Source organism: Acinetobacter higginsii, from assembly GCF_000369845.1.
Taxonomy (GTDB): Bacteria; Pseudomonadota; Gammaproteobacteria; order Pseudomonadales; family Moraxellaceae; genus Acinetobacter; species Acinetobacter higginsii.
In genome coordinates this window covers 445,101-459,938 of the sequence record NZ_KB850214.1, presented here as the reverse complement: position 1 = coordinate 459,938, position 14,838 = coordinate 445,101, and the positions used below count along the sequence as shown (strand labels likewise).

At 40.6% G+C, this 14,838-nt stretch carries 15 protein-coding genes; 10 read left to right on the top strand and 5 right to left on the bottom strand.

Features of this window, described 5'->3' with window-relative positions:
* Positions 1 to 80: 80 nt before the first annotated feature.
* Positions 81 to 557, top strand: a complete 477-nt coding sequence (locus F885_RS10185) for a DUF2147 domain-containing protein (RefSeq protein WP_004808019.1) — start codon at positions 81 to 83, stop codon at positions 555 to 557.
* Positions 558 to 772: 215 nt separating this feature from the next.
* A complete protein-coding gene (locus tag F885_RS10190) occupies positions 773 to 1,246 on the top strand; it encodes a DUF2147 domain-containing protein (protein ID WP_005316409.1) in 474 nt (157 codons plus the stop codon).
* Between the two features lie 58 nt (positions 1,247 to 1,304).
* Here F885_RS10190 and F885_RS10195 read toward each other — a convergent pair whose 3' ends face one another.
* Entirely contained in the window at positions 1,305 to 1,562 is a 258-nt protein-coding gene (locus F885_RS10195) for a hypothetical protein (protein WP_004652954.1), read from the bottom strand.
* A gap of 433 nt (positions 1,563 to 1,995) precedes the next feature.
* Here F885_RS10195 and pepN point away from each other — a divergent pair, with 433 nt between their 5' ends.
* From pepN to F885_RS10225, 6 genes are all read left to right on the top strand, one after another.
* Positions 1,996 to 4,602, top strand: coding sequence for an aminopeptidase N (gene pepN / locus F885_RS10200; RefSeq protein WP_005316406.1), 2,607 nt, complete (start codon positions 1,996 to 1,998; stop codon positions 4,600 to 4,602).
* 111 nt (positions 4,603 to 4,713) lie between these two features.
* Positions 4,714 to 5,400, top strand: coding sequence for a dienelactone hydrolase family protein (locus F885_RS10205; RefSeq protein ID WP_005316403.1), 687 nt, complete (start codon positions 4,714 to 4,716; stop codon positions 5,398 to 5,400).
* Between the two features lie 67 nt (positions 5,401 to 5,467).
* On the top strand, positions 5,468 to 5,905 hold the full coding sequence (locus F885_RS10210) for an RDD family protein (RefSeq protein WP_004808009.1): 438 nt from the start codon (positions 5,468 to 5,470) through the stop codon (positions 5,903 to 5,905).
* A 311-nt stretch (positions 5,906 to 6,216) separates the two neighbouring features.
* Positions 6,217 to 6,909: a hypothetical protein gene (locus F885_RS10215; RefSeq protein ID WP_005316400.1), complete on the top strand. Its 693-nt coding sequence runs from the start codon at positions 6,217 to 6,219 to the stop codon at positions 6,907 to 6,909.
* A 56-nt stretch (positions 6,910 to 6,965) separates the two neighbouring features.
* Positions 6,966 to 7,685 (top strand): MgtC/SapB family protein, encoded by a 720-nt coding sequence (locus F885_RS10220; RefSeq protein WP_005316397.1) that lies wholly within the window; start codon positions 6,966 to 6,968, stop codon positions 7,683 to 7,685.
* Between the two features lie 115 nt (positions 7,686 to 7,800).
* Entirely contained in the window at positions 7,801 to 9,633 is a 1,833-nt protein-coding gene (locus tag F885_RS10225) for a monovalent cation:proton antiporter-2 (CPA2) family protein (RefSeq protein WP_005316394.1), read from the top strand.
* A gap of 44 nt (positions 9,634 to 9,677) precedes the next feature.
* Here F885_RS10225 and F885_RS10230 read toward each other — a convergent pair whose 3' ends face one another.
* From F885_RS10230 to aceR, 4 genes are all read right to left on the bottom strand, one after another.
* Entirely contained in the window at positions 9,678 to 10,856 is a 1,179-nt protein-coding gene (locus F885_RS10230; RefSeq protein WP_005202837.1) for a benzoate/H(+) symporter BenE family transporter, read from the bottom strand.
* A 108-nt stretch (positions 10,857 to 10,964) separates the two neighbouring features.
* Positions 10,965 to 11,615, bottom strand: coding sequence for a leucine efflux protein LeuE (gene leuE, locus F885_RS10235; protein WP_004807998.1), 651 nt, complete (start codon positions 11,613 to 11,615; stop codon positions 10,965 to 10,967).
* Between the two features lie 72 nt (positions 11,616 to 11,687).
* Positions 11,688 to 12,677 (bottom strand): transaldolase, encoded by a 990-nt coding sequence (gene tal / locus F885_RS10240; protein WP_005316390.1) that lies wholly within the window; start codon positions 12,675 to 12,677, stop codon positions 11,688 to 11,690.
* Between the two features lie 110 nt (positions 12,678 to 12,787).
* Positions 12,788 to 13,681 carry an HTH-type transcriptional regulator AceR gene (aceR, locus tag F885_RS10245; protein ID WP_005316387.1) on the bottom strand — a complete coding sequence of 298 codons (894 nt, stop codon included), beginning with the start codon at positions 13,679 to 13,681 and terminating at the stop codon, positions 12,788 to 12,790.
* 87 nt (positions 13,682 to 13,768) lie between these two features.
* Between aceR and aceI the strand changes: the two genes are divergently transcribed.
* Entirely contained in the window at positions 13,769 to 14,200 is a 432-nt protein-coding gene (gene aceI / locus F885_RS10250; RefSeq protein WP_005316384.1) for a chlorhexidine efflux PACE transporter AceI, read from the top strand.
* Positions 14,201 to 14,392: 192 nt separating this feature from the next.
* Positions 14,393 to 14,788: a tautomerase family protein gene (locus tag F885_RS10255; protein WP_004652967.1), complete on the top strand. Its 396-nt coding sequence runs from the start codon at positions 14,393 to 14,395 to the stop codon at positions 14,786 to 14,788.
* The last annotated feature ends 50 nt before the right edge of the window (positions 14,789 to 14,838 follow it).

The following is a 14,838-nucleotide window of genomic DNA, read 5'->3' as shown; positions in this document are numbered from 1 at the left end:
TTTGGTTGTGTTGACTGTTTCTATACATTCGCATAAAAATGAAGTGATAGACGGATCAATTTTGCATTACGGAGCGAATTATGCAAAAAAACTCACTCATGAAAGGAATCATGGGCATCTCTTTGGTTGTATTCACCACAACGAGCTTTGCTTCAACTCCTGAAGGATTTTGGAAAAGTATTGATGATCGTACAGGCGAGCAACTGTCAATCGTAGAAATTAAGAAAAAACCAGATAATACCTACACTGGGACTATCGTATATCGTTATCCCGTTTTAGGTGGCGGGACGGTACTCACCAATTGTGTGAAATGTCCTGAACCTTTTAAAAATAAACCGATTCAAGGACTACAAATTGCGTGGGGATTGAAAGAAGATCCGAAGAATCCAAATCAATATATTGATGGTCGAGTGCTCGAGCCTAAAACAGGCAATATCTATAAAGGAAAAGCACAACTGAGTTCGGATGGAAAACGTCTGCGTATGCGTGGTTATATGGGAATTTCGGCCTTGGGGCGTACTCAAGTCTGGATTCGTACCGATAGTGCCAATCCTTAAATAATAGTTGTTTTTTTAGAAAGCCTAAACGACTCGTTTGGGCTTTTTTATTTGTACTAAAGAATACATATATTGGTGTCAGATTGAGCGGTTAGATCAGCTATTTCTTATACAAATGAACGCTAGCGTACAGTGTAACTTGGGTAAAAGTGTGATAATTTCCGTGCATTAAACCTATAAAGATGAATAGGTTACTTTTTTAAGACGGGGTTAATATGCTAAATCGTATGCTCATGAACGGAATCATGGGGCTCACTCTTGCTTGTGCAAGCGCAACGACTTTCGCAGCTTCTATTGAAGGCTACTGGAAAATTATTGAAGAACGTACTGGTGAACAACTCTCAATCGTAGAAATCCGTAAAGGAAATGACGGCCGTTATCATGGAAAGATTGTTTATCGTTATCCAAACTCTCATGGTATTGCGCTGACGAATTGCACCAAATGTGCAGCACCGAACACCAATAAACCGATCCTTGGGCTGGAAATTTTATCAGGCTTTAAAGAAGATCCGAATAAACCGGATTCATATATTGATGGTCGCGTTCTGGAACCAACTTCTGGCCGTGTCTATAAAGGCAAAGGTGTCGTGACTGGAGAAGGCAAACGTTTACGTATGCGTGGATATATGGGCGTTTCAGCATTGGGTCGTACTGTCGTTTGGTTACGTACTGATAATGCAACACCTTAATCGAAAATAAAAAAACCTCGAATTCGCTTCGAGGTTTTTTTTGGGTTAAAGTAAGTGATTAAACAGGGCATGGTAAGTTTTCGTCCTCCTGACCGATTTTTTTGGCTGCAATAAGTGCTTGGACTTTTTTACTCGGCAGTTTTTCTTTGCCAAGTGCATCATAGGTATTCACGATATTAGTCACTTCTAAGGTTGTCAGTTCAATTCCTTCTGCTGTTAAAAAAACGGAAATTACATGATGATCGACGCCAGCTTTAGCCAGATCATGGATTGCTTTGATATTTTCTAAACGATATAGGTGTGCTTTTAATTCCATCGTCATAACCCTCACTTGTTTTATTGTATTTACCTAGATTGGCATATAGGGTTAAGCAATAACCGTGCACAAAATGTAAAACTCAGGAAAAAAATGTAAGTTGCGCGATAGAACGCAATTGGTTCTGTATTTTTTATTTAAGATTGGAAAACGATGTTGTAATTTTGTCTAAATGATCGGGCAATTTGCAGATCAAATTTGAAAACCTGAATAGTAAACCCAATAAAATTATTAAAACTGATACCGAGCTGTAAAGACAGGTTTTATAAGTTGGCGTATGATCTGATAGAGTTTCACTGATGCTTGTGACAAAAGTGATTTGTCACAAGAATTTAGGCGAAATAAGGCATGATTTGTGCAACCGAATGACTTTAATCAAGAAGTCTTGCCAACAAGACCATCTAAACGACATGATGAAAGATAAGGAATACTGATGAATATTGCGGCACAACCTCCCGTACAAGCAGATCAAACCATTTACCTCAAAGATTATCAAAAACCATCTTTCTTGGTTGAATCCATTAACCTAGATATTCAAGTCTATGATGATCATACGATTGTTGACTCAACCTTAGTGATGAAACGTCAAACGACTGGTGCTTTGGTGCTTTTGGGGCGTGATCTTGAATTAAAGTCTATTCAATTGAATGGGCAAATCCTGAGTGCAGCGCAATATGATTTAGACGATGAGCAATTGCTGATCACAGATGCACCAGATCAGGTCATTTTGCAAATTCAAGTGGTGATTCACCCTGAGTCAAATACGCAGCTTGAAGGTTTATATAAGGCGGGCGATTTATTCGTGACTCAGAATGAGCCCGAAGGTTTCCGTAAAATTACCTTCTATCCAGATCGTCCAGATGTTCTCGCAGAATTTACTACGCGTGTAGAAGCCGACAAGAAATATCCTGTGTTGCTCGCCAACGGTAACTTATTGGAAACAGGTGAGGCTGGTGAAGGTCGTCATTTTGCGATCTGGCAAGATCCGACCAAGAAACCAAGCTATTTATTTGCTTGTGTGATTGGTGATTTGGCGGTATTGAAAGATCGTTACACCACGTCTGAAGGTCGTGATGTTGCTTTAGAAATTTATGCAATCGAGAAAGATATTCCGAAATGTCACATCGCCATGGAAGCATTAAAGCATTCGATGCGTTGGGACGAAGAGCACTATGGTCGTCCTTACGATCTCGATAATTACATGATTGTCGCCGTCAGTCAGTTCAACATGGGTGCAATGGAAAATAAAGGTTTAAATATCTTTAATACCTCATGTGTGCTTGCCGATGAGGAATACACCACTGATGCTGCGATTATGCGAGTACAGTCAGTCATTGCTCATGAATATTTCCATAACTGGACAGGCAACCGAATTACCTGTCGTGACTGGTTCCAATTGTGTTTAAAAGAAGGCTTAACGGTTTTCCGTGATCAGTCTTTCTCTGAGGATTTACAATCAGCAGCCGTACAACGAATTGATGATGTAGCTGTATTAAAATCGCATCAATTCCCAGAAGATGCTGGTCCATTATCGCATCCGCCTCGTCCAGACCATTTTGTCGAAATCAACAACTTCTATACCGCGACAGTATATGAGAAGGGTGCTGAAATTAACCGTATGATGGCAACATTATTGGGTAAAGAGAAATACCGTAAAGGCACAGATGAATATTTCCTGCGTCATGATGGGCAAGCGGTTACGGTTGAAGATTGGGTGGCAGCATTGAGTGCAGGTTCAGGTGTTGACCTATCTAACTTCCTCACTTGGTATAACCAACCTGGTACACCAAAGTTAGAAGCTAAAGGTGAATATGATGCTGCTGCACAGACTTATCGTTTAAGCTTCAAACAAAGCTTGAAAGCACATCCAAAATATCCAAACCTCAAGGCAGTGCCAATTCCTGTGGCTCTGGCATTATTTAATGCCAATACAGGTGAACAATATACCTTGCACAGCACTGATCTGTTTGTGAATGAGGTCAAAGATGGCGTGTATTTATTTGATCAAGATGAATCAACAATTGAATTTACAGGTGTGACTGAGCAACCTGTAGCTTCGTTATTACGTAATTTCTCTGCCCCTGTGAATTTAGTCTTTGATTATTCCAATGATGATCTTGCCTTCTTGATTCAGCACGAAACCAATGGCTTTAACCAATGGCAAGCGACACAAACCTTATTGGAACGTATTCTTTTAGAAGACCATAAGGTGGATACCTATATTCAGGCAATTAAAAATACCTTGCCAGACCTAGTGAATAAAGATCCGTTATTGGCATCGCGTTTATTTGATGTACCAAGTGAAAACTATTTAGGCAGTCGTATTGATCAAGACTATGAGCCTGAATTGATTCGTGAGAAGCGTGAAGCTGTGCTAGACCGTTTAGCACGTGATTTAGGTTCATTCTGGAAAGACACTTATTTGGCCTTAGATCCAGACCAGCAAAAAGAGTTCTCTTTGGCAATGGGCGTACGTTCATTAAAGAATATCACCCTGAATATGTTGGCTCGTCAAGGTGATGAGTCTGTGTTTGATTTGGCTTATACCCAATATCAACAAACAGGCAATATGTCTGAGCGTTTAGGGGCATTACGAGTTCTAGTCTGGAATGATGCACCGCAAGCACAGGCTGCACTCGCAGATTTCTATGACCGTTTTAAAGATGAAGCCTTGTCTTTAGATCAGTGGTTTAGCATCCAAGCATCGAATCCATGTGCCACAGCGGAAACAATTGAGTATCTGACCAAACATGCGGATTATGATTTGGGAACGCCGAACCGTATCCGTGCCGTAAGTGGTGGGCTAGCGGCAAATCCAGTCAATACGTGGGGCTTTGGTGTCGATCATTTCATTGAGCTTGCCGCTTATTTGGATGAGAAAAACCCAATTTTAGGTTCTCGATTATTACAAGTCCTATCACGCTGGTACACCTTGGCTGAACCGCAACGTAGTCAGGTGCAACAAGCACTTAAGGCATTGCAACCTAAAGTAAAATCGAAAAATGTAGCAGAAACATTGAATAGTTTACTCAGTATTTAATTTACTGATTGAATGGATAGAAAAAGGATGTCGTCAGACATCCTTTTTTATTTGACAATTTATATTGTCAGAAATAGTATGGAAATCATTCGAATGTAACGGATGACTGCAATGGAAATAAAAACAATCACATTACCGACACGTCAAATTGAAGTTGAAGTGTATGCACCTGCATCAAGCTCGGAAAAAGCACCAGCCATATTATTGCTGCATGAGTTATTCGGCATTCTCGATGTTTACCGTGATGATGCTCAAGACTTGGCAGATCGAGGTTATTTGGTCTATGTGCCTAATTTATTTAGTGGTGGTGCAGTCAAATATTGTATTCGTGCCATGGTGAGTAAGGCTGGCCGTATCAATGCTGCAGATAGTGAAGTCAATCAAGAAATTCATGTCTTGCTCGATGCCTTAAAGGCAGATCCTCGATCCAATGGTCGTTTAGGCATGTTAGGTCAGTGTTTAACGGGCGGCTATGTGATCCAGATGGCGAAGCGCGAAGATATGTTAGCGCCTGTGGTTTATCATCATTCTCTGGGGATTCAAGGTGCTGGCGTTCCAAACAAAGAGTCTCTGGATGAGGTTCGCATTCTACAGGGTCATTGGTCTACCGTAGATCCATTTTGCCCAGCAACCAAGCGTAATAAATTGATCAAGCAATTGGGTGATCGGGTTGAAGCTTATACTTATAATATGCCACATGGCTTTCGTAGCGTGAGTCGAGGTTTGCCAGAAGCACAAGTGGTATGGCAGCGGACTGTGGATTTCTTTGAGCGAGAATTAAAACAAAACACAATATAAATCATTGGAACAACAGGTTATTATTTACTGAAATTCATTTATAGAAATAAAAAAGTGAGGGGAATATATGTCTCAGCAATACGCATACGCGGGCTTCTGGATACGTTTCGGTGCCGCGATTATTGATTCAATCATTGTGATGGTTGCCATGATTCCATTAACCATGATTTTTGGTGGTGGCAATACCACAGTCGCTTCTGATGGTTTTTCATCATTCCAATTTATGTCTACGGCAGATTGGATTTGGCAAATTCTCGCCGCAGTCTTTTATATTTTCTGCTGGATTAAATTTGCAGGAACACCGGGTAAGCGTTTACTTCGATTAAAAGTGCTGGATGAAAAAACGGGTGAAAATGTGACTGTCGGGCAGGCTATCATTCGCTACATTGGTTATATCCCAGCAACATTAGTGTTTTTTATTGGTTTAATCTGGGTCGCTTTTGATGCGAAGAAGCAAGGCTGGCACGACAAAATGGCAAAAACTGTTGTGGTAAGAGAGCTTTAATTTAGAGCAAAATTTTATCATGTAATAAAAAGTTCATACGATAGGGCTTGTGAATCAATTCGCATGTCCTATAATGCCGTTGAGTTTATTCACGGAGATCCTAAATGGGAAGTTGTTCGAGGTTCGGGTTTAATAAAGGATTAAGCCAAAGCGAATACTGAGCAAGTGAGCTATTTAGGTCGGCCATCTTGCAATGAGATAGCTTTTGTTAAAAATTATCTAAACCCTCCTATAAAATTTTGCTGTATCCACAAAATTTATTGTATTGACTGCATCCTGTTTAGTTTCTCACCTAAAATGGGGAGAAGCCTATGTTTTTTCATGCTTCCATTCAATGGCTTGCTATTGTTAACGTATTTATTTTATGTGGATTATTGCTGACTCAAAAGAGTAAGGCGGGTCCACTCATCAACACCGATGATGTCTCTATTACAGCAGCGCAGCAGTGTCAGCTAGAAAGCACTTATAGCTATAACAAAGACGGAACTTGGTCTTATCAAGTCGTACCTGCTTGTAACCTCAATCAAAATTTAGAAGTATCGTTGGGTTATCACTCCAGTAAAGATCAAGATCAGATTCATGGCTTTTCGGTTCAAGCGAAAAGCATTTTAAAGCCAATGGAGAATGATTGGGCTGTTGCCAGTAGTTTACAGCTATCACGTAATGATGTGGCTCATCATGGGGATTTAAACTGGTTTTTGAATGTTCCTGTCAGTTTTCAGCTTTTAGATCAACGTTTAGCATTGGATACCAATCTCGGTTATCAACGGGCCGATGAGCGTCTCGTTCGCTGGGGAATTGCTTCAACCTATACGCTGACCGAGCATGTCGGTGTAACAGTTGAAACATATAATCAAGATCGCCAAGCGCCATTTTTCCAGACAGCGTTGCAATATAGTTTGATTCCGAACGTCCTTACTTTGGAAGCCTCCTTTGGCGATCGCCTACATCGTTTAAAACAGCATTGGTTTGGACTTGGTTTGAGTTATACGCCGTCATCATAATTGCCTTAAACTCACTTTAGCCACCCTTAAAATGATTGAAAATAAATAGGTGTAAGATGCAATTAAAGTTTTTACAAAATATTGATTTATCAAATATTGCTGACACGTTGGTCAGCCTGTCCGTTGCTTTTATTCTCGGTGCATTAATTGGTTTTGAGCGTCAGTACCGACAGCGTACGGCAGGATTGAGAACTAATGTACTGGTCGCTGTTGGAGCTGCAATCTTTGTCGATATTGCTACCAATTTAACCGGTGCAGAAGGGGCTGTCCGTGTAATTGCCTATGTGGTTTCAGGCATTGGTTTCTTGGGTGCGGGTGTAATTATGCGTCAAGAAGGCAATATTCATGGACTCAATACGGCTGCAACTTTGTGGTGTTCAGCTGCTGTGGGGGCATCTGCTGGTTCAGATCTTATTATTGAAGCAATACTGGCAACGGCTTTTATCTTGGCAGCCAATACGCTGTTAAGACCGATTGTTCATGCCATTGATCGTCGTCCAATTGATGACGATACCGAGGTTTTACATGTCATCTATATTATTTGTGACCGTAGTCAGAGTAAGGTGGTGATGGATGAATTGAATTTAACCTTGCAACACCATAATTATCCTGCCAAAGATATTGAAGTAACCCCTTTTGGTGACAAAGAGGTAGAAATTGAAGTCACTTTAATTGCTACGTCAATTGATGCAGAAGAAGCGCAGCATATTACTAACCATCTGAATGCCATGCCGCAAATTCGACAGGCATTTTGGGATAAAAATATGATTAATTAAGCCATTAGAAATCGTTTCTATATCATGGCATTGGGATACATTGTCTCATTAATGATATATAAAATGTCTATTGTTTCACATAAAATGACGCCAGCTTGATAACAATGAGAACAGTATGAGTTCAGAAGCACATTCAATCAGTTTAATTGCGCCAGTGGTCTTGCTTGCCGCTGCTGTAATTGCCGTTCCAATTTTTAAACGTATTGGCTTGGGTTCCGTCCTTGGTTATTTAATTGCAGGCCTGATTATTGGCCCATTTGGTTTTGCATTTTTTCATGATTCGGCTTCGATCTTACACATTGCAGAACTTGGGATCGTAATGTACTTATTTGTGATTGGTTTGGAGATGCAGCCCTCACATTTATGGAGTTTAAGGCGTGAAATCTTTGGACTAGGCACCTTGCAAATTGTTGCCTGTGCTTTGGCATTGACTGGCGTGGGCTTATTGTTTGGTTTTACTTGGCAAGTTGCCTTTATCGGTGCGGCTGGTTTTGTCTTGACCTCAACAGCTATTGTGATGCAGCTGTTGGGAGATCGCGGTGATATCGCTCAACCGCAAGGCCAAAAGATTGTCGCCATTTTATTATTCGAAGATTTATTGATTGTACCGTTACTGGCGATAGTTGCCTTTATGGCACCTAATCATGTGGTTGAGACGACCTCAACTCGTTTAGAAAGTATCGGGATTGGCTTAATTGCGATTGCAGGCTTAATTGCCGCAGGATATTGGTTATTAAATCCATTGTTTAGACTGTTGGCTGCGGCAAAAGCACGAGAGGTGATGACAGCTGCTGCGCTGCTGGTTGTTTTAGGTGCAGCATTGTTGATGCAAGTCAGCGGCTTATCCATGGCAATGGGTGCTTTCTTGGCAGGGGTATTGTTGTCTGAATCGACCTTTAGACATCAAATCGAAGCAGATATCGAACCCTTCCGCGGTTTGTTATTGGGACTTTTCTTCCTCGGTGTTGGAATGTCACTGGATTTATCCGTCGTTGCACAGAACTGGAAGCTCATCATCAGTGGTGTTTTAGCCATGATGTTTGCCAAGGCCCTGATGATTTACATCGTGGCACGTGTCACCAAGAGCCCACATACTGAAGCCTTAGATCGAGCATTGTTGATGGCACAGGGCGGTGAGTTCGCTTTTGTCCTGTTTGCAGCGGCAGTCAGTGCCCAAGTGATTGATAACTCGGTGAAGTCAAATCTCACAGCGATTGTGGTGCTGTCGATGGTTCTGACGCCAATTTTAGGCATTATCTTTAAGCGTTTTACTGAAACCAAAGATCAGATCAATTTAGACAATGTCAATATTGCCGAAGGTTTGAGCGGTAGTGTGCTAATGATTGGTTTTGGCCGTTTTGGTCAAGTGACCAGTCAATTACTTTTGGCAAGAGGAGTGGATGTCACCATCATTGATAATGACATCGACATGATTCAAAACGCGGAAAAGTTTGGTTTTAAAATCTATTATGGCGATGGCTGTCGTTTAGATATTCTGCATGCTTCGGGTGCATCTACCGCTCAAGCCATTGTGGTTTGTGTTGATAGTAAAGAAACGACTAATCGTATCGTGGAATTGGTTACGCATGAATTTCCATTGGCCAAGTTGCTAGTTCGTTCTTATGACCGTGAACATTCACTCTATTTAGTGAAGCATAAAGTGGATTATATGATTCGAGAAACCTTCGAGTCTGCGATCAAATTTGGCGGCGTGATCTTGCAAGAATTAGGCGTTGATGAAGATGAAGTACAACGCATTACGGATGAAATTCGTGATCGTGATGATGAACGTTTTGAAACAGAAATTGCTGCGGATGATGTTTATGCAGGTGTTGGTTTGCAATATACACATTCACATCCGCGTCCAACAGCGCCATTAATTCGTCCTAAAAAAGCAGCACGTATTTTAAATGATGAGGAAGCGCAAAAGGATTTAGAGGAAAAGTAATCTGCAATGCTTTCCATGCATGCTTTGAATAAGCCTTAGTTCAACTAAGGCTTATTTTTTGCTTTAAATCTAAATAGCAGCAATACGAAGATACCCAATAACAAACCCCAAAATGCTGAGCCAATGCCCCAGAATTGGACACCAGAAGCACTGCATAAAAAGGTGAGTAGCGCAGCTTCACGTTCTTCTACATTTGAAAAAGCAACTGCAATGTTATGGCTAATCGTCGCAAATAGGGCAATCCCTGCAAGCGCCACAATAAAGATTTGCGGGAATGACATCAGTAGGCTGACGAGCGTTGCTGCAAAGAGCCCCATTAAGATATAGAACAGACCACAGCTAATGCCTGCAATATAACGCTTGCTTGGGTCGGGATGGACTTGATCATCTAAACTTACCGCTGCACTAATTGCCGCTAAGTTTATTGAGAAACAGCCGAAAGGCGCAAAAACAGTATGTGCAACACCTGTCCAACCGACCAATTGATTCACATGCGGGTGGTAGCCATAGCTTTTAATCATGGCAATCCCTGGCAAGTTCTGTGAAGTCATATTAATCACAAACAGTGGTAAAGCTAGGCCTAAGATCGCAGACCAAGAAAAAGAGGGCTGCATCCATACCGGTTGGGTCAGTGACCATGTAATCGACTGGAGTTTAAAGTCGATAAATAGTGGGCAAATTGCTGCGCCTAAAATCACCGTCAGTACAATGCTATAACGTGGGAATAAGCGTTTTGAAACCAAATAGATCACAAGCATACTGAGAATAAAGCCAAGATGACTTTCTAAGCTGCTAAAAATCTGAATACCAAATTTTAATAAAATGCCTGCCAGCATGGCACAGGTCAGACTTTGTGGAATATGGGCCAATAGTTTTTGGAAGATTCCTGAAAAACCAACAATTGCAATGGCAATACCACAGACCAAGAAAGCACCAATCGCTTCATACAAATCATAATGTCCAGTTGATGCAATGATTAGTGCAATTCCCGGAGTTGACCATGCGGTAGCAACTGGATATTTATATTTCCAAGATAGAATCAAGCCCGAGAGACCAATCGCAAGTCCCAATGCCCAAAACCAAGAGCTGATTTGCGCGGTATTAGCACCTAAAGACTGTGCACCTTGGATGACGAGGATTGCGGAAACACTAATCCCGATTAAGAACGTAATAAAGCCAGCAAAAACTGCTGGAATAGAAAAATCTTGGAGGAGACGTTGCATCTATGCATCTATACTTGTTTAAAATTTGTTGAAAAGTATATCGTTAATGCGTCTTAAATCGTAGTTCTAAAATGATTGAATAAATTGATCATTCAATCAAATTTATGCTTAGGTGAGCGTCGAAGTTGCCAATCTTAAACCGAAACCAAAGAATAAGATGCCGACCAAACAAATACCCGCGGCTGCCAATTTATAATTATGTTTGAAAAAACTGGCCAGTTTAATTCCAGAGAAAATCAAGGCGGTTAAATAGCTAAAACTTACAATTTGGACAATCAATGCCAAAACTAAAAAGCTTAATGCAGGATAGGCATAGTCAGGTTCTACAAACTGTACAAAGAAAGACAGGAAAAATAGAATTGCTTTGGGATTCAGTAAGCTGATACTGAGTGCTGTTCGATAAGGATGAACTTGATCAAGTTTAGGTAAATCAGCAAGCTCGGCATGATGAGGCGGTTTATTCCAAGTTTGATAAGCACCTTGTAATAATTTAAAACCTAAGTATGCGAGATAACAAGCCCCTGTTAATTTAAGAATAATAAACAGGATCGGGAAGGCTTTGAGTAAGGATGCTGCACCTAATACTGTACACAGGATTAGAATGGAATCTCCTGTAAATACACCACAAGCTGCCGCGTAACCAGTACGAATGCCATAACGAGAAGCTACGGACATGACATAAAGAGAGTTAGGGCCAGGTAATAACACAATTAAGATTGTACCAATAATATAAGTGGTTAAATCTGTTATACCGAACACAATGAACTCATTAAAAAACCGATTTTCGCTAATATAACAAAAATCGGTTTTTATTGGTGAAAAATCGACTAATTAGGGTTTGATTTCAGCATCAATACCAAAAGACTGACGTAACAATAAACTCAGTTGATCACGGGCCTTGATAAAGCCATCAATACCCCCTTGTAGTAATTGGAAAGCCATCAAATCTTGCTCAAGTTCAGCTTTAAAACTCTCTTTGCTTTGTGCTGCACGTTCAATTTTTTCTGCTTGTTGCGCAAATTCAGCACTCAGTTGAGGTTCAACAAGCTGTTGGTCTTGTTCCAACTGCGCCAAAAGATTTGGGGCAATCGTAAGTAAGTCACAACCTGCTAAACCAAGCACTTGTGCAGTACTGCGGAAGCTTGCGCCCATTACTTGTGTCGGAATGGCATGCTGTTTGTAGTAATTATAAATTTTCTTCACAGACAGCACGCCTGGGTCTTTGGCAATCGGATATTGCTCAACACCTTCAGCTTTTTTATACCAATCTAAAATACGACCGACAAAAGGTGAGATCAGCGTGACTTTCGCATCAGCACAAGCCTGAGCTTGATGTAAACCGAATAACAAAGTGAGATTACATGGAATACCTTCAGCTTCAAGCACTTTTGCAGCTTGAATGCCTTCCCATGTTGATGCGATTTTAATCAGGATACGAGATTGTTCAATGCCGTAACCTTGATAGAGCTGAGATAACTCACGTGCTTTGGCAATTGTCGCTTCAGTGTTGTAAGAAAGAGAAGCATCGACTTCTGTAGAAACACGACCATCGATCAATTTTAAAATTTCGACACCAAACTTCACAGTCAAAATATCAATGGTACGTTCAATCAGTTCATCACGTTGATAGCCTTCTTGTTTGGCTTGAGTATATGCATCTTCTATCAGCTCGCGGCTTTCTGGTTGTTCAGCCGCAGCCGTAATGAGTGATGGATTGGTCGTTGCATCGAGTGGGCGAAATTTTTCAATCGCTTCTAGATCACTACTATCAGCAACAACGGTGGTTAGATTTTTTAATTGGTGTAATGCGGTCTGAGTCATTGATATCGCGTTCTTACTTAAACAATATTATTGGTAACTTCTGTTATAACACAATCTACGTGAAAGCAAAGCCCTGCATTTGTTTGCTGAATTGTTTATCTGGTGACCGCTTATCCCTCATTGTGTTTGCGTTGCTGTCGGATATGATCGATCAAGTATTTGGCAGCAACCCCTAATTCACTTTCACGACTCCAGACCAGATCAACATAGTATTCAAATTTAGGGGTGAAATCATACATATCCAAAATCTTGAGTTTCTTTTTAAGCTCTGGATTTTCATTGAACATTTGCAAGGGCAGCACACCCCAACCTAAATTGCGAATAATCATCATACAAGCAGAATGATGATTGTCGGTACGCCAATAGTCCTTAGAATAAAGCAACTCAGGCTTGATGCTATGATCACGGCTCGCCACCACAATTTGGCGTGTTTGTACGGCTTGCTCAAAAGAGACTCTATCCAGCAATGCCAAAGGATGGCTCTTGGCAATCACAGGCACAAGCGCTTCCCGTTTAAGTTCTACGAATTGTTCACGGCTATCCAGTTGCTCTCGTTCAAACATCAATGCCAACTGTGCAGATTGATCCAGTAACATCTGTAAAGCATCTTCTTGTGGTGCTGAAAAGATATTAATCGCCAGACTAGGGAATTGCTGTTCTAGCAGGGTGATATAGTCGGTCCAGTTGGTATAGAGCAGTTCTGAAACCACCACAATATTTAAGGTCGACTCTAAGCCCGTGCTCAACGCATGCGCATGCTGCTTCCATTGATTCATTTCAATCAATAATTGTTGTGTTTTCTCATAGAGCACAGTGGCTTCTGCTGTCGGGATGGGTTCACGTCCAACCCGTTCAAATAAATTGAGATTGAGATCAATTTCTAAATTGGCAATCGACATACTCACAGCAGAAGGGACTTTGCCTAATTTACGTGCCGCAGCCGAAAATGAACCTGTTTCAATGACGGTTTGAAACATGATGAGTTGTTCTTGATTAATATTCATCTGTCAAAAAAACTGAAAGAACCTAATTGGATTGATCAGTATTATAAAAATAAAATGACACTTATCCAAACAAGAGAGTGTTATGAAATGTTGATTTCCAAAAGAAGACTCATTCATGCAATTAGCTATGAAGTGATTTTATTGGTCATCATCGCGATTGCTTTAAGTTTTATTTTTAGTATGCCACTAGAAGTAACTGGTATTTTAGGTACGATCATGGCGGTCATTTCCGTATTCTGGAATATGATTTTTAACCATTACTTTGAGAAAGTAGAACATAAATATCAATGGGAAAGAACCATTCCAGTGCGTATTATGCATGCGATTGGGTTTGAAGGCGGCTTGATGCTTGCAACTATTCCAATTATTGCGTACTTGATGAAGATGAGCTTTATTGAAGCCTTGATTCTCGATTTTGGTTTGACTATGTGTATCTTGGTGTATACATTCATCTTCCAGTGGTGTTATGACGTGGTAGAAGATCGTTTCTTCCCAAATGCAAAACTAGCATCATCATAATTGTTTGATGAAAAGCATTCTTCGGGATTGGCTGAAGAGTGCTTTTTTATTGTCTGCAGCTCAGCATGATTTGATTACAGTATTGATAAAGTCAGATTGCTCAAGTTTATTTAATATCGTCAGAGCAAGTTTTAAATAATATAAGAAACAATACCAAAATTTAATGACGCTAGTTCGTAGGAGAATAAAAACATGCCAAGTGTGCTTATTGAAGTTAGGCAACAATATCCAGTCGCAGTTGAACTGGAGATCATGGAGGCAGTGCATACGGCACTGAGAGATGCTTTTAAAATCATGGCCAGTGATCGGAATGTACGTTTAATTGTGCATGAAGCACATCGCTTTCAATGCCCGCCTGAAAAGGCAAAACCCGAATGTTATACCTTGATTAGTATTGATGCATTTCTTGGACGCTCTTTAGATGCGAAACGTCAGCTGTATAAATTGATTGTGCATAATCTTGAGCCGATAGGCATTCCTAAAGATCATGTAAAAATTATGCTTCGTGAACTGCCTTCAGAAAATTTTGGTGTTCGTGGTGGTCAGGCAGCTTGTGATGTTAATTTAGGTTTTAAAATTGATGTTTAGATCAAAGTGTTAAAGAGGAAAGCTCTATCAGGGCTTTCTTTTATTTAAAT

Excerpts from the sequence above, each read along its gene's own strand:
- F885_RS10185 (WP_004808019.1), top strand. The coding sequence starts at position 81 with ATGCAAAAAAACTCACTCATGAAAGGAATCATGGGCATCTCTTTGGTT.
- F885_RS10190 (WP_005316409.1), top strand. The coding sequence starts at position 773 with ATGCTAAATCGTATGCTCATGAACGGAATCATGGGGCTCACTCTTGCT.
- F885_RS10195 (WP_004652954.1), bottom strand. The coding sequence starts at position 1,562 with ATGGAATTAAAAGCACACCTATATCGTTTAGAAAATATCAAAGCAATC.
- pepN (WP_005316406.1), top strand. The coding sequence starts at position 1,996 with ATGAATATTGCGGCACAACCTCCCGTACAAGCAGATCAAACCATTTAC.
- F885_RS10205 (WP_005316403.1), top strand. The coding sequence starts at position 4,714 with ATGGAAATAAAAACAATCACATTACCGACACGTCAAATTGAAGTTGAA.
- F885_RS10210 (WP_004808009.1), top strand. The coding sequence starts at position 5,468 with ATGTCTCAGCAATACGCATACGCGGGCTTCTGGATACGTTTCGGTGCC.
- F885_RS10215 (WP_005316400.1), top strand. The coding sequence starts at position 6,217 with ATGTTTTTTCATGCTTCCATTCAATGGCTTGCTATTGTTAACGTATTT.
- F885_RS10220 (WP_005316397.1), top strand. The coding sequence starts at position 6,966 with ATGCAATTAAAGTTTTTACAAAATATTGATTTATCAAATATTGCTGAC.
- F885_RS10225 (WP_005316394.1), top strand. The coding sequence starts at position 7,801 with ATGAGTTCAGAAGCACATTCAATCAGTTTAATTGCGCCAGTGGTCTTG.
- F885_RS10230 (WP_005202837.1), bottom strand. The coding sequence starts at position 10,856 with ATGCAACGTCTCCTCCAAGATTTTTCTATTCCAGCAGTTTTTGCTGGC.
- tal (WP_005316390.1), bottom strand. The coding sequence starts at position 12,677 with ATGACTCAGACCGCATTACACCAATTAAAAAATCTAACCACCGTTGTT.
- aceR (WP_005316387.1), bottom strand. The coding sequence starts at position 13,681 with ATGAATATTAATCAAGAACAACTCATCATGTTTCAAACCGTCATTGAA.
- aceI (WP_005316384.1), top strand. The coding sequence starts at position 13,769 with ATGTTGATTTCCAAAAGAAGACTCATTCATGCAATTAGCTATGAAGTG.
- F885_RS10255 (WP_004652967.1), top strand. The coding sequence starts at position 14,393 with ATGCCAAGTGTGCTTATTGAAGTTAGGCAACAATATCCAGTCGCAGTT.